Origin of the sequence: Methanocaldococcus sp. FS406-22 (assembly GCF_000025525.1) — an archaeon.
In the GTDB taxonomy this organism is placed as follows: Archaea; AGJL01; Methanococci; order Methanococcales; family Methanocaldococcaceae; genus Methanocaldococcus.
On the sequence record NC_013887.1, the window covers coordinates 847836 to 861517 of the forward strand.

Consider the following 13682-nt stretch of genomic DNA (forward strand, 5'->3'; position numbering starts at 1 on the left):
CTTAGATAAGTTAAAGTTAATAATCTTTTTGGTTACAAAAAGAGGTTGGAAGTATGCAGTTAGATACCTTTGCTATAATGGTTCTAATGCTACTTGGATTCATGGCATTGTTCGTTACAATATTGGGAATATGGTATTGGAAAGTCGGAAGGAAGTTGATACAGTAGGTTTATAGTTTTAATAATAGTTTTAATAGCAATTTCTCTTTTCATTTAGCTTTTTATCATCCAAAATTTCACCAATAATACTTTATCATCAAAATTATAAAAATAATCGCCCCTAAAAATACCATCAACCAAACCCATATATTCAAGATAAACAAAAATTTAAAAATCTTCTCTCTCTTTTCTGGGTCATTTAAAAGCTTTTTTATTGGGTCTTTTCCATAATACTTTTTTGTCTTCATAATTTCCCTCAATCAAACAATGATAGTTTAAATATAAGCTGTGTTGTTGTTGGCAATTCCCTTCTAACAATCCTTAGCTCTGGTTTGTATATATACATTACATCCTTCTCTGAGAAGATATCAATCTCTCTCCCCAAAATCTTTGATATAACCCTAACCTCCTCCTTTCCACTAACCTTTATAGCCCCTCCTAAGGAGGAATCTACCTCCAAAACAATAGGGATTTTTAAGTCCTCACTTGCTATCTCTTTTAATAGTTCAAGCTCTCTCCTCTTTATTCTATGTCTCTTACCGTTTATTATTATGTGAGGTTTTTCCTCATTTAAAAGCTCTCTCAATGTTTTCCTTTTAAAACTTGGGTTCATATCTTTTATTATTCCTTTTATAATCTTTTCAACATCTCTCATACTCATCACAAGGATAATCATTTTATAGGCGTTATGAAGATATAATATTATTATGTAATTTCAAATTTAAATTTAAACCATTGAAAATTTCCTGTGAGGGATGTTCGTGAAAGTGATGAAAATTGCCCAAAATAAAGAGATTATAACTGTTTATCCTACAACTACAATAAGAAAAGCCCTTATAACTATGAATGAGAATAGATACAGAAGATTGCCAGTTGTAAATGCGGGAAATAACAAAGTTGTTGGTATCATTACAAGTATGGATATTGTAAATTTCATGGGTGGGGGTTCAAAGTACAACCTAATTAGAGAGAAGCATGGTAGAAATTTCTTAGCTGCTATAAATGAACCAGTTAGAGAGATAATGGAAGAAAATGTCGTAACTTTAAAAGAGAGTGCAGATATAGATGATGCAATTGAAACGTTCTTAACAAAAAATGTTGGGGGAGCTCCAATAGTTAATGATGACAATCAGCTAATCTCATTAATTACAGAGAGAGATGTAATAAGGGCTTTATTGGACAAAATAGATGAAAGTGAGACAATTGATGGTTATATAACAAGAAAGGTTATTGTTGCCACGCCGGGGGAGAGGTTAAAGGATGTCGCGAGAACAATGGTTAGAAATGGATTTAGAAGATTGCCAGTTGTTAGTGAGGAAAGATTGGTGGGGATTATAACTTCAACCGACTTTATAAAACTCTTAGGCAGTGATTGGGCTTTCAACCACATGCAAACTGGAAATGTTAGAGAGATAACAAATGTCAGAATGGAAGAAATTATGAAGAGGGATGTTATTACTGCAAAGGAGGGGGATAAATTAAAGGATATAGCTGAAATAATGGTAACAAACGATATAGGGGCTTTGCCAGTGGTTGATGACGATTTGAGAATTAAAGGAATCATTACAGAGAAGGATGTTTTAAGTTATTTTGCTAAATAATTACTTTATTTTTTTATTTTATTTAATTAATTATTTTCACTCATATGGGGATATTTATGGACATTAAAAAAATTGAGGAAGAGTTTAAAACATCTATAGAAACTGGATTATCTACAGAAGAAGCAGGGAAAAGATTAAAAATCTATGGTTATAATGAGATTCCAGAGAAGAAAGTTCATCCAATCATCAAGTTTTTATCTTACTTCTGGAACCCCATTGCATGGATGATTGAGATAGCCGCTATTTTGTCAGCAATAATTAAACACTGGATAGATTTTGTTATAATTTTGATATTATTAATTGTTAATGGAGTAGTTGGTTTTTGGGAAGAGCATAAAGCAGAAAATGTTATAGAATTTTTAAAACAAAAGATGGCTTTAAATGCAAGAGTTTTGAGAGATGGTAAATGGCAGACAATATTGGCTAAAGAGTTAGTTCCTGGAGATGTTGTTAGAATCAGAATTGGGGATATTGTCCCAGCTGATATTTTATTGGTTGATGGGGATTACTTAGTTGTTGATGAATCCGCCTTAACCGGAGAAAGCTTACCAGTAGAAAAGAAAGTTGGAGATATCGCCTATTCTGGTTCTATTGTTAAGAAAGGAGAGATGACCGGAATTGTTAAAGCTACTGGACTAAACACCTACTTTGGAAAAACTGTCAAATTAGTTGAGAAGGCAGAGAGTGTTAGCTCATATCAAAAGATGATTATTAAGATTGGAAACTATTTGATAGTTTTAGCGGTAATTTTAATAGCAATAATGGTTGCTGTTGAGTTGTTTAGGGGAAAGAGTTTAATAGAAACTGCCCAATTTGCTTTAGTTTTAGCTGTTTCAGCAATTCCAGCAGCTATGCCTGCTGTATTATCAATAACAATGGCTATTGGAGCATTAAATTTAGCAAGGAAGGATGCTATTGTTAAAAAGCTTGTAGCTATTGAGGAATTAGCTGGAGTTGATATCCTCTGCTCAGATAAAACTGGAACTTTAACAAAGAATCAACTTGTATGTGGAGATATAATTGCCTTAAATAACTTTAGTAAAGAGGATGTTATTTTATTTGCTGCCCTTGCTTCAAGAGAAGAGGATGCTGACGCAATAGATATGGCAATCTTAAATGAAGCAAAGAAATTGGGTTTAACTGAGAAGATAAAAAACTATAATATAAAGAAGTTTATTCCATTTGACCCAGTTATTAAAAGGACAGAGGCAGAGATAACAAATGGAGAGACATTTAAAGTTTCAAAAGGAGCTCCTCAAGTAATATTAGACTTATGTAATGCAGATGAAAGACTTAGAGAGGAGGTAAATAAAATCGTTGATAAACTTGCTGAAAATGGGTATAGAGCTTTGGGAGTTGCGGTTTATAGAGATGGAAGATGGATTTTTGTTGGAATAATTCCGTTGTATGACCCTCCAAGAGAAGATGCTCCTTTGGCAGTTAAGAAGATTAAAGAGCTTGGAGTTAAGATAAAGATGGTTACTGGAGACCACGTCGCTATAGCTAAGAATATAGCAAAAATGTTAGGTATTGGAGATAATATAATATCAATTAGTGAGTTGCTAAAAAAACTAAAAAGAGGAGAGATTAAAGAAGAAAAGTTTGATGAGACTGTTGAAGAAGCAGATGGGTTTGCTGAGGTATTTCCAGAGCATAAGTATAAGATTGTTGATTCACTGCAAAAAAGAGGACATCTTGTAGCTATGACTGGAGATGGTGTCAATGACGCTCCAGCGTTAAAAAAAGCCAACTGTGGAATTGCAGTTTCCAATGCAACTGATGCGGCAAGGGCTGCAGCTGATATCATCTTACTATCTCCAGGAATATCTGTTATTGTTGATGCAATCCAAGAGGCAAGGAGAATATTCCAAAGAATGGAGAGCTATGTTATTTATAGAATTACTGAAACAATAAGGGTTTTGTTCTTTGTTGAGCTATGCATATTGATCTTGGGTATTTATCCAATAACTGCATTGATGATTGTACTGTTAGCTATATTGAATGACATTCCTATATTGGCTATTGCCTACGATAACGTTGTTGAGCCAAAATCTCCAGTAAGATGGAGGATGAGAGAGATTTTAATACTTTCAACAGCTTTAGGATTATCTGGAGTTGTTAGCTCATTCATAATCTTCTATATATCTGATGTCTTCTTACATTTAACAATTGCAGAGTTGCAGAGCTTTGTATTTTTAAAATTAATTTTAGCTGGACATGCAACTATATTTGTTACAAGGATTAGAGATAGGTTGTGGAAAAAGCCATATCCAAGCAAATTGTTGTTTTGGGGAGTTATGGGAACAAATATTATTGGAACAATTGTAGCCGCTGAGGGTATATTTATGGCCCCAATTGGTTGGGATTTGGCCCTATTTATGTGGCTCTATGCCCATGTTTGGATGTTGATTAACGATGAGATTAAAATACTTCTATTAAAAAGATTAAAAATTGATTAATTAGGTGATAGAGTGAAGGTTTTAGTTTCTGGAATCGTGGATTTATCAACAATAGATTATCCAAAAAAGGCATCTGCAGTTATATTTTTACATGGATGCAATATGAGATGCCCTTATTGCCATAATCTAAGGTTTATGTTGGAGCATAAGAGAGAGATGACAGTTGAGGAGATTTTTAATGATATAGATTTTTTATTTGCAGATGCCATTGTTATTAGTGGTGGAGAACCAACTCTGCAAAAAGATGCTGTAATAGAGATAGCAAGATATGCTAAAGAAAAGGGCTTTCCAGTAAAAATTGATACAAATGGGACACATCCAGAGGTTATTGAGGAGTTAATTAAAAATAATCTCATTGATTATGTGGCAATTGATGTAAAATGCAGATTTGATAGATATAAAGAATTTGTAAAATGCAGAGAAGACGGAAATGAGATTAAAGAAAAAATATTGAAAATAATTAGTTTGTGTAAAAAGAATGGTGTTTTTGTTGAGTGTAGAACAACCTTTGTCCCAAAGGTTATGGATAAGGATGATATTGAAGATATAGCAAAAACAGTTAAAGATTGTGATTTATATGCGATTCAGCAGTTTGAGCCAAAGGATGCCTACGATGAGGAGTTTAAAAAACTCCCTATGCCAAAGGAAAGTGAGTTGAGAGAGTTAGGAAAAATAGCAAAAAAATATATTGATAATGTTGTAATAAGAACTATAAATGGAAGTTTTGAGATTTGAATAATATTATGAGAGGTTATTTTCCTCCAATTACTCTTGTTATTTTGTACTGACCAACTGCCTCTATATATTCAACCTCTCCTCCTGGTTCCAAACCTTCAATGCCTTCTGGTATTGGTAACTCTAATGTTTCATAGGTTTGCAAGTCCATAATTTGAACCATATCTCCCATTAAAGCTAAGACCTGTCCTTTTCTTCTGTCAATTATTGGAACTTCTACCTTGCTTGATGTTGGTGCAACAAACTCCTTCTTAACTTTTTCAAATATCCCAATTCCTACAACTCTTGCCTTAGCTCCTCCGTGTTTTCCTGGCTTTGAAACGCTAATATCTACAATCTCACATGGAACTCCATCAATCATAACATACTGTCCAACTTTTAATGAACCAACGTTAACCTGTTTAGTTCCTGGCATTATTATCACCTTTTATTCAATTTCATTAAAAAGGAAGCTTTTAATAACTATTGCCTTATATTATATAAATATTACTGTTATACTGTTTATAAAGATTTTTACTGCCCTTTTTTATTTTTTTCATTTTCTTTCATAATTTGGGAGATATACATTGTTAGACCGCCAATGGCTGCGGCTATTTTTTTATTCTTTTCAAATACCTTTTCTGATACAACACTGTATAAATCCCTTGATTCTAATGTGTATTTAACCATTTTCTCTCTTAATTTATGCATATTCTGCTCTACATAGTGGGTTGAGATGTTTCCCTTTAAAAAGTTCTCCTCCTCTAAAACTGCCCTGTGGAATGGAATGTTTGTTGTAACTCCAACAATAACATACTCTTTTAAAGCCCTCTTCATTCTTGCTATTGCCTCCTCTCTGCTGTTACCATAAGTGATAAGTTTTGCTATCATTGAGTCGTAGTAAGGAGGAATCTCTGCTCCACCATAAACACCACTATCTATCCTAACTCCTGGTCCTCCAGGAGACCTGTATAGCTTTATCTTTCCAGGACATGGAACGAAGTCGTTTAATGGGTCTTCTGCATTTATTCTACATTCAATTGCATGCCCTCTTATCTTAACATCTTCCTGCTTTAAGGTTAATTCTTCTCCAGCGGCTATTTTAATCATCGCTTTAACTAAATCTATTCCAGTAACTTGTTCTGTAACTGTATGCTCTACTTGAATCCTTGTGTTCATCTCTAAGAAGTAAAAGTTACCGTTTTCATACAAAAACTCAACAGTTCCTGCACTATCATAATTTATTGCCTTTCCTGCTTTAATTGCCGCTTCTCCCATTCTCTCTCTTAACTCTTCAGTCATTATTGGAGAAGGAGCTTCTTCAATCAACTTTTGATGCCTTCTTTGAATAGAACACTCCCTATCTCCTAAATGGATGATATTTCCATGTCTATCTCCCAATAGTTGGATTTCAATATGTCTTGGATTTTCTAAGTATTTCTCAATAAAGACAGTTGGGTCTCCAAAAGCACTTTTTGCAATGTTTCTTGCTGATTCGATAACCTCTTTTAACTCTTCCTTGCTATAGGCAACACTCATTCCCATTCCTCCACCGCCAGCAGAAGCCTTAACAACAACTGGAAAACCAATAGCTTCAGCTATTTCTACTGCTTCGTCAATATCTTCAATAGCCCCCTCACTCCCAGGGATTAAAGGAACCCCTGCCTTTTTCATAATTTTTTTAGCGTTAATTTTGCTCCCCATTGCTTCTATAGCATCAGGATTTGGCCCTATAAACTCAAAACCTGCCTTTTTAACAGCTCTTGCAAATTCAGCATTTTCAGCTAAAAATCCATATCCAGGATGGATAGCATCAACTTTAGCTTTTTCAGCCACATTTAATATGGCATCAATGTTTAAATAACTCTTTGCCGCTGGAGCTGGACCTATACAGTAAGCTTCATCAGCCAAAGTAGCATGCAAAGACCTCTTATCTGCCTCGGAATAAACTGCTACTGTCTTAATTCCTAACTCCCAACATGCCCTTATAATTCTAATCGCTATCTCTCCCCTATTAGCAATTAAAACCTTGTTAAACATGTTTTCACCATAAAAATAAGTTTATTATTAAAAATCTTGACAAAAACAAAAAAGTTTTAGTTCAATCTTATTTTATAATCATAATTACATCTCCCACATTCACAGCATCTCCTTCATCAATTAATATCTTCTTAACAGTTCCCTCAACTGGGCTTTCTATTGGATGCTCCATCTTCATTGCTTCTAATACAACAATAACATCTCCCTTTTTAACTTTATCCCCTTCTTTAACCTTAATCTTGGTTACCATTCCTCTAAATGGTGAAGTAACAGCCCCCTCCATTTCTGCAGTTACAATCTCTTTCTTTCTCTTTAACTCTGTTCCAATCTTTGGTTCTATCTTAACTTCAAACTTCTCTCCATCAACTTCTACAATATACTCTGTTGGAATCTCTAAAATCTTTCCTATGTCTTTCTCTTTTGGTATTGGCTCAGCTTTCAACTCTCCCCTTAAGAACTTAACAGCTATTTGCGGATATAATGCATAAGTTAATATATCCTCTTCCTTCTTTACAATTCCCTTCTCTTCTGCTTCCTTCTTAACCTTCTCCCATTCTGGTTCTAATAAATCAGCTGGTCTGCATGTAATTGGCTTCTCTCCTTCATCTAAAACTCTCTTCAATAACTCTGGGTTGATTGGAGCTGGTGGCTTTCCATAAAACCCTTTTACATAGTTAACTACTTCATTTGTTATAATCTTGTATCTCTCTTCAGTTAAAACATTCAAAACAGCCTGAGTTCCAACAATTTGAGATGTTGGTGTAACTAATGGTGGATAGCCCAAATCCTTTCTAACTCTTGGAATCTCCTTCAAAACATCTTCAAACTTATCCAAAGCTCCCTGTTCTTTAAGTTGTGAGACTAAGTTAGATAACATACCACCAGGAACTTGATATACCAAAACTCTCGCATCAACAATTTGAGATATTGGAGAGAATAGCATTTTATATTTCTCTCTAACCTTCATGAAGTAGTCCCTAATTTCATTCAAAAGCTTTAAATCCAAGCCAGTGTCATATTTTGTTCCTTTTAACGCCACAACAATACTCTCTGTTGGTGGTTGGGATGTCCCCATAGCAAATGGTGAGATAGCACAATCTACCATATCTGCTCCAGCTTCTATAACCTTCAAATAAGTCATAGGGGCTAAACCACTTGTGCAATGGCTATGGACATCAATTGGAATTGAAATTTCTTCTTTTAATCTCTTAACAAGCTCATACCCCTCATAAGGTGTTAAAAGTCCGGCCATGTCTTTTATACAGATAGAATCACATCCCATCTCTTCCAATTTTTTAGCTAATTCAACATACTGGTCTATTGTATGAACTGGGCTTATTGTATAACATATAGCCCCTTGAACTTCAGCCCCTACTTTTTTAGCTGTTTTTATAGCAGTTTCCATGTTTCTTACATCATTTAAAGCATCAAAAATTCTAAAAATGTCTATTCCATTCTCATAAGCTTTTATGACAAACTTCTCAACAATATCATCTGGATAATGCCTATAACCAACTAAATTCTGCCCTCTCAAAAGCATCTGCAGGGGAGTGTTTTGAATCCTCTTCTTTAACTCCCTCAACCTCTCCCATGGGTCTTCATTCAAATATCTTATACATGCATCAAAAGTAGCTCCACCCCAAACTTCCATAGAATAGAAACCAACCTCATCCATCTTTTCCGCTATTGGTAGCATATCTTCAGTTCTCATTCTTGTAGCAATTAATGATTGCTGGGCATCTCTAAAAGTAGTATCTACTATCTTAACCATGGTTATCCCTCATTAAAATTTTGATTATTTAGTTACATACAACCATCTCATCTAAATAAGAATTCGCATTGCAAAAATTAGTGTTATAAGTTTTATCAATGTTTTATGTTTCCTATCAAAAATTGGTGATAAAAGTTATAAGCTTCATCACTACAAAATTCTAAAATCACAAATATATATTTTTCTAACTGAAAATTGCTCATCTATATACCGCAAAATTTTTAAGTTTTAATAGTTGGCTTTAAAATTTTCAGGGAATTTTCCACTGATAATCTTTAAAATGTCTGTCCTTGTTATTATACCAACAATTTTATTGTTATCATCGACTATAACCAATCTTCCTACATTATTTTTGTTCATAATTTTTAATGCATCGTATATCTTTTCATCTTTATGTATTGTTAAAACATCCTTCCTCATAACATCCTTAACACTTTTATTAATATTTTCTATATTCTTAGCAATATCATGTAAGCTAATTATACCAACTAAACTACCATTATCAACAACTGGAGCTCCGCTGATATATTTTTCAGCAAATAATTTAGCAGTTTCTTTTAAAGTACTGTTTGGATTTATTGTATAAACCTCCTTAATCCCCACATCTCCAACTTTCACATTTGGAATGCTTGAAACCCCTAAAACATCTATCAGTAAAATCCTGTGAATATCATCCCTACCAATAACTTTTCCATTGATGATAATTTTGTTGTGATATGTTGGCCCAACCCTAATGATATCTCCAATATTGAAGTGCTTTGTGTCTCCTTCAATGTGTATCTTTGAAGAGCAGTATTTCTCATGAGAGACAGTATCAAACTCTATTTTTACAACCTTGACGCCTTCAACTTTTTTTCCTTCTTTGTAAATTGGAACTATTATCTCCCCTTCATCCCCCAATCCTAAAGCTCTATATGCCTTACTTGTTGGAACATACCCTCCCTTAGGTCCAGGAACTCCGTCAACTAAATCTAATGCCCTTAAAGCTTGCATTTGGTTTCTTATAGTTCCAGGATTTCTATTCAATCTTAAAGCGATTTCAGTTCCTTTTATAGGTCTATTTTTTTCCCTATACAGGTTTATAAGCTCTTGCAGTATCTCCCTTTGAACAACAGTTAGCTCCATAAAAATCCCCCTATTAAGAAAAGTAATGATTATAAATTATGATAGATTATTGACATCTATGATAAATATTTATGGCAATAAAATAAATATATACTTATCGATTTAAATCAGAATAAACAGTTGATTTTGGTGCTGGTTATGAACTATCTAACATCAAAAATAGCTAAGGAAATTTTAAATTCACAATCTGAAGAGATTTTTTTAAATTTGGATTTGAATAAAACAGAAAAGAAAGAGAAAATAGTAATAGATAGAGAAAGAAAAATTGCTAAATTTCCAGAGGGAGAGATTAGCTTTGACATTTTAAAAAAGATTGCTAAGGATGAAGGACATATTTATTTTATAAAAGATGGGGAAGTTTTTAAAGCTGCGATATCAAATAACGGCTATTATAAGTTAGTTCCAACAATTCCCCCAACTATTGAGATTAATGGAATAAGAATGCATAGAACTAAAGAGATAAACCCTTATGAAGATACACTAAATAAGATAAATGCCGTAAAAATAAAAAAAGGAGAGAAGGTTTTAGACACTTGCATGGGTTTAGGATACACTGCTATAGAGGCATATAAAAGAGGAGCTGAGGTTATAACAATAGAAAAAAATCCAAATGTTTTGGAGTTAGCTAAAATAAACCCTTATAGTGAAGAGTTGTTTAAAGGAAATATTAAGATTATTTTAGGAGATGCGTTTGATGTTATAAAGAGATTTAAAGATGAGGAGTTTGATGTTGTTATCCATGACCCTCCAAGGTTTAGCTTAGCTGGGCATCTATACAGTGAGGAATTTTATAGAGAGATTTTTAGAGTCTTAAAGCCTGGAGGAAGGTTGTTTCATTATGTTGGTAATCCAGGAAAAAAGTATAGAGGAAAGGATTTACAAAAAGGAGTAATGGAGAGATTGAGGAAAGTTGGATTTATAAATGTTAAAAGAGTTGAAGAAGCATTGGGAGTTGTTGCTGTAAAGCCAAAAAATTAAGTTAAGAAATATATTATATTAATTATTTCCAATACTCTAAAGCCTTTTTTAGCTCTGCAACTTCTTCTGCTTTTTCTTCTAATGATTTTCCTTCTATAATTGCCTCAATAGCAGCTCTCATTGCCTTAGCTCCAGCCCTTGTTCCATCTGGATGTCCATGAACCCCTCCCCCTGCTTGAATAATTAAATCTCTACCCAAAATCTCAACTATTTTTGGGACTAATCTTGGATGAACACCTCCAGAAGAAACAGGGAATACTGGTTTAATATCAAACCATTCTTGATTGAAAAATTTATTTTCATCATCTGCCTCAACCTTATCACAAACAATCTCATCTCTAATTGATTTAACCTCTTTCTCTCCTCCTTCCATCTTTCCAACAACTGTTCCTATATGCAATTGGTCAACTCCCAATAACCTATAAATCTTAGCCAATACAAGCATTGATATTCCAAAATCTCTGCTTCTCGTCATTGCTGCATGCATAGCTCTGTGGGCGTGGATTATAAATTTAAATTCCTCTTCTCTAAATGATTGCACTGCAGAGAATCCACAAACAACAACATCTATCATCACATACTCACTTCCAGCATCTTCTGCAATCTCCACCCTCCTAATCATCTCTCTATATGGAGCTGTAATGTTTGGCATATAAGCTTTTCTTTCTCCAGTCTCTTCTTCTGCTTTATCCCTCATCTCTAAGGTTTTATAAATTCTATCCTCAAACTTATTAAATTCTTGAGAAGTTAGATTCTCATCATCCTTAACTAAATCAACCCCTCCAACCCACGCTTCATAAGCTACCTTTGCATGCTCTTCAGTTTTTAAACCAACCTTTGGTTTAACTATAGTTCCTAATAGAGGTCTTTCTTTAATCTTCAAAGTTTCTCTAACTCCTTCAATTCCAAATCTCGGACCTTTATAAGCTTTAACAAATTCTTCTGGGAATCTAAAGTCCAATATCCTTAAACCCTTGGCTATCTTCATTCCAAATATATTTCCTGCAATCCCTGCCAAAACCCCTGGCATGTTGTTTATTTCAAAATCATACAATGGATATGCAATTTTTATTAATCCAACTTTGTATTTCCCATCATTTCCAATCTCTTTAATTTCATATACTTTTGGTCTTAATTTTTCATAAATATCGCTTTTCATTGTTTGAACTTTTGTCCATGTCCCTATAGAACTTTCCCCAGCAATTTCATTTGCCAATTTTTCTAAATTTTCACCTTTGATTATCATACAAGATAACAAATCGTTTTCATTTGGAGTGTAGTTTAAGTTTATATAGTCCATAATATACCCTCCCCCATATTATTATCAACTATTACTATTTTTATTGACACTATATAAATACATTTGCTGGAAACATTTAAAATGAAAAACATACAAAACTATAAGTTAAATTATCTGATTCTATTTATTTGGTGAAATTATGTTCATAGATGGGAAGTGGATAAATAGGGAAGATATGGATGTTATTAATCCATATTCATTAGAAGTTATTAAAAAAATCCCTGCTTTAAGTAGAGATGAGGTTAAAGAGGCTATAGATACAGCTGAGAAGTATAAGGAAGTTATGAAAAACCTCTCTGTAACTAAAAGATATAATATCCTAATGAAAATAGCTAAAGAAATTAAAGAAAAGAAAGAAGAACTCGCTAAAATATTGGCTATTGATGCAGGAAAACCAATAAAACAGGCAAGAGTAGAGGTTGAAAGAAGTATTGGAACATTCAAATTAGCCGCTTTTTACGTTAAAGAGTTTAGAGATGAAGTAATTCCATCTGATGATAGATTGATTTTTACAAAGAGAGAGCCAGTTGGAATCATTGGAGCTATAACACCTTTTAACTTCCCTCTAAATCTATCAGCTCATAAAATAGCTCCAGCCATAGCTACTGGGAATGTTATAGTTCATCATCCATCATCAAAAGCCCCTCTTGTTTGTATAGAATTAGCTAAAATTATAGAAAAGGTTTTAAAAAAATACAATGTTCCATTGGGAGCTTATAACTTACTTACTGGAGCTGGGGAGGTTGTTGGAGATGAGATAGTTGTTAATGAGAAAGTTAATATGATATCTTTTACTGGAAGTAGCAAAGTTGGAGAGATGATAACCAAAAAAGCTGGCTTTAAAAAGATTGCCTTAGAGTTGGGGGGAGTTAATCCAAATATTGTGTTAAAAGATGCTGATTTAAATAAGGCAGTTAATTCATTAATAAAAGGTAGTTTTATATATGCTGGGCAGGTTTGTATCTCTGTAGGGATGATTTTAGTTGATGAGAGTATAGCAGATAAGTTTATAGAGATGTTTGTAAATAAAGCTAAAGAACTTAATGTAGGAAATCCATTAGATGAGAAAACTGATGTTGGGCCGTTAATAAGCGTTGAACATGCAGAATGGGTTGAAAAAATTGTTGAAAAAGCTATTGATGAAGGAGGAAAATTGCTTTTAGGAGGGAAGAGAGAAAAAGCTCTCTTTTATCCAACAATATTGGAAGTTGATAGAGATAACATTTTATGTAAAACTGAGACATTTGCCCCAGTAGTTCCAATAATTAGAACTACTGAAGAGGAGATGATTGATATAGCCAATAGCACAGAGTATGGATTGCATTCAGCTATATTTACAAATGATATAAATAAAGCTTTAAAATTTGCAGAGAATTTGGAGTTTGGGGGGGGTAGTTATAAATGATTCATCATTATTTAGACAGGATAATATGCCATTTGGAGGAGTTAAGAAAAGTGGTTTAGGTAGGGAAGGAATTAAATATGCAATAGAAGAGATGAGTGAAATAAAGACAATAATAATCTCAAAATAATAAT

At 33.5% G+C, this 13682-nt stretch carries 11 protein-coding genes and 1 pseudogene; 5 read left to right on the top strand and 7 right to left on the bottom strand.

The genetic code is table 11. The features are described 5' to 3' along the window. Nucleotides 1-235 precede the first annotated feature (235 nt). A complete protein-coding gene (locus MFS40622_RS09580) occupies nucleotides 236-406 on the bottom strand; it encodes a hypothetical protein (RefSeq protein WP_012980441.1) in 171 nt (56 codons plus the stop codon). A gap of 8 nt (nucleotides 407-414) precedes the next feature. Further along, complete coding sequence (locus MFS40622_RS04235) at nucleotides 415-834, bottom strand: DUF61 family protein (protein WP_012980442.1); 420 nt, start codon at nucleotides 832-834, stop codon at nucleotides 415-417. Between the two features lie 85 nt (nucleotides 835-919). Between MFS40622_RS04235 and MFS40622_RS04240 the strand changes: the two genes are divergently transcribed. From MFS40622_RS04240 to MFS40622_RS04250, 3 genes are read left to right on the top strand one after another with little or no spacing between them, the layout of a single operon-like run. Next, the gene (locus MFS40622_RS04240; RefSeq protein WP_012980443.1) at nucleotides 920-1759 is read left to right on the top strand and encodes a CBS domain-containing protein; all 840 of its coding nucleotides are present in this window, start codon (nucleotides 920-922) and stop codon (nucleotides 1757-1759) included. Nucleotides 1760-1815: 56 nt separating this feature from the next. Beyond that, on the top strand, nucleotides 1816-4218 hold the full coding sequence (locus tag MFS40622_RS04245; RefSeq protein ID WP_012980444.1) for a plasma-membrane proton-efflux P-type ATPase: 2403 nt from the start codon (nucleotides 1816-1818) through the stop codon (nucleotides 4216-4218). Between the two features lie 12 nt (nucleotides 4219-4230). Continuing rightward, nucleotides 4231-4953, top strand: coding sequence for an anaerobic ribonucleoside-triphosphate reductase activating protein (locus MFS40622_RS04250; protein WP_012980445.1), 723 nt, complete (start codon nucleotides 4231-4233; stop codon nucleotides 4951-4953). 16 nt (nucleotides 4954-4969) lie between these two features. Here MFS40622_RS04250 and eif5A read toward each other — a convergent pair whose 3' ends face one another. The 4 genes from eif5A to MFS40622_RS04270 form a co-directional block, all read right to left on the bottom strand. Continuing rightward, entirely contained in the window at nucleotides 4970-5368 is a 399-nt protein-coding gene (gene eif5A / locus MFS40622_RS04255) for a translation initiation factor IF-5A (protein WP_012980446.1), read from the bottom strand. Nucleotides 5369-5466: 98 nt separating this feature from the next. Further along, the gene (locus MFS40622_RS04260) at nucleotides 5467-6972 is read right to left on the bottom strand and encodes an acetyl-CoA carboxylase biotin carboxylase subunit (protein ID WP_012980447.1); all 1506 of its coding nucleotides are present in this window, start codon (nucleotides 6970-6972) and stop codon (nucleotides 5467-5469) included. Nucleotides 6973-7039: 67 nt separating this feature from the next. Then, nucleotides 7040-8743 carry a sodium-extruding oxaloacetate decarboxylase subunit alpha gene (gene oadA / locus MFS40622_RS04265; RefSeq protein ID WP_012980448.1) on the bottom strand — a complete coding sequence of 568 codons (1704 nt, stop codon included), beginning with the start codon at nucleotides 8741-8743 and terminating at the stop codon, nucleotides 7040-7042. A 228-nt stretch (nucleotides 8744-8971) separates the two neighbouring features. After that, nucleotides 8972-9868 (bottom strand): CBS domain-containing protein, encoded by an 897-nt coding sequence (locus MFS40622_RS04270; protein ID WP_012980449.1) that lies wholly within the window; start codon nucleotides 9866-9868, stop codon nucleotides 8972-8974. A gap of 138 nt (nucleotides 9869-10006) precedes the next feature. Here MFS40622_RS04270 and MFS40622_RS04275 point away from each other — a divergent pair, with 138 nt between their 5' ends. Continuing rightward, on the top strand, nucleotides 10007-10846 hold the full coding sequence (locus tag MFS40622_RS04275; RefSeq protein ID WP_012980450.1) for a methyltransferase domain-containing protein: 840 nt from the start codon (nucleotides 10007-10009) through the stop codon (nucleotides 10844-10846). Nucleotides 10847-10868: 22 nt separating this feature from the next. Here MFS40622_RS04275 and rbcL read toward each other — a convergent pair whose 3' ends face one another. Then, a complete protein-coding gene (gene rbcL / locus MFS40622_RS04280; protein WP_012980451.1) occupies nucleotides 10869-12146 on the bottom strand; it encodes a type III ribulose-bisphosphate carboxylase in 1278 nt (425 codons plus the stop codon). A gap of 139 nt (nucleotides 12147-12285) precedes the next feature. Between rbcL and MFS40622_RS04285 the strand changes: the two are divergent. Next, nucleotides 12286-13678: pseudogene (locus tag MFS40622_RS04285) on the top strand (lactaldehyde dehydrogenase). Nucleotides 13679-13682: the final 4 nt, after the last annotated feature.

What these genes read in the sequence shown, in the direction of transcription:
- MFS40622_RS09580 (WP_012980441.1), bottom strand. Translation starts at nt 406, where the DNA reads ATGAAGACAAAAAAGTATTATGGAAAAGACCCAATAAAAAAGCTTTTA.
- MFS40622_RS04235 (WP_012980442.1), bottom strand. Translation starts at nt 834, where the DNA reads ATGATTATCCTTGTGATGAGTATGAGAGATGTTGAAAAGATTATAAAA.
- MFS40622_RS04245 (WP_012980444.1), top strand. Translation starts at nt 1,816, where the DNA reads ATGGACATTAAAAAAATTGAGGAAGAGTTTAAAACATCTATAGAAACT.
- eif5A (WP_012980446.1), bottom strand. Translation starts at nt 5,368, where the DNA reads ATGCCAGGAACTAAACAGGTTAACGTTGGTTCATTAAAAGTTGGACAG.
- MFS40622_RS04260 (WP_012980447.1), bottom strand. Translation starts at nt 6,972, where the DNA reads ATGTTTAACAAGGTTTTAATTGCTAATAGGGGAGAGATAGCGATTAGA.
- oadA (WP_012980448.1), bottom strand. Translation starts at nt 8,743, where the DNA reads ATGGTTAAGATAGTAGATACTACTTTTAGAGATGCCCAGCAATCATTA.
- MFS40622_RS04270 (WP_012980449.1), bottom strand. Translation starts at nt 9,868, where the DNA reads ATGGAGCTAACTGTTGTTCAAAGGGAGATACTGCAAGAGCTTATAAAC.
- MFS40622_RS04275 (WP_012980450.1), top strand. Translation starts at nt 10,007, where the DNA reads ATGAACTATCTAACATCAAAAATAGCTAAGGAAATTTTAAATTCACAA.
- rbcL (WP_012980451.1), bottom strand. Translation starts at nt 12,146, where the DNA reads ATGGACTATATAAACTTAAACTACACTCCAAATGAAAACGATTTGTTA.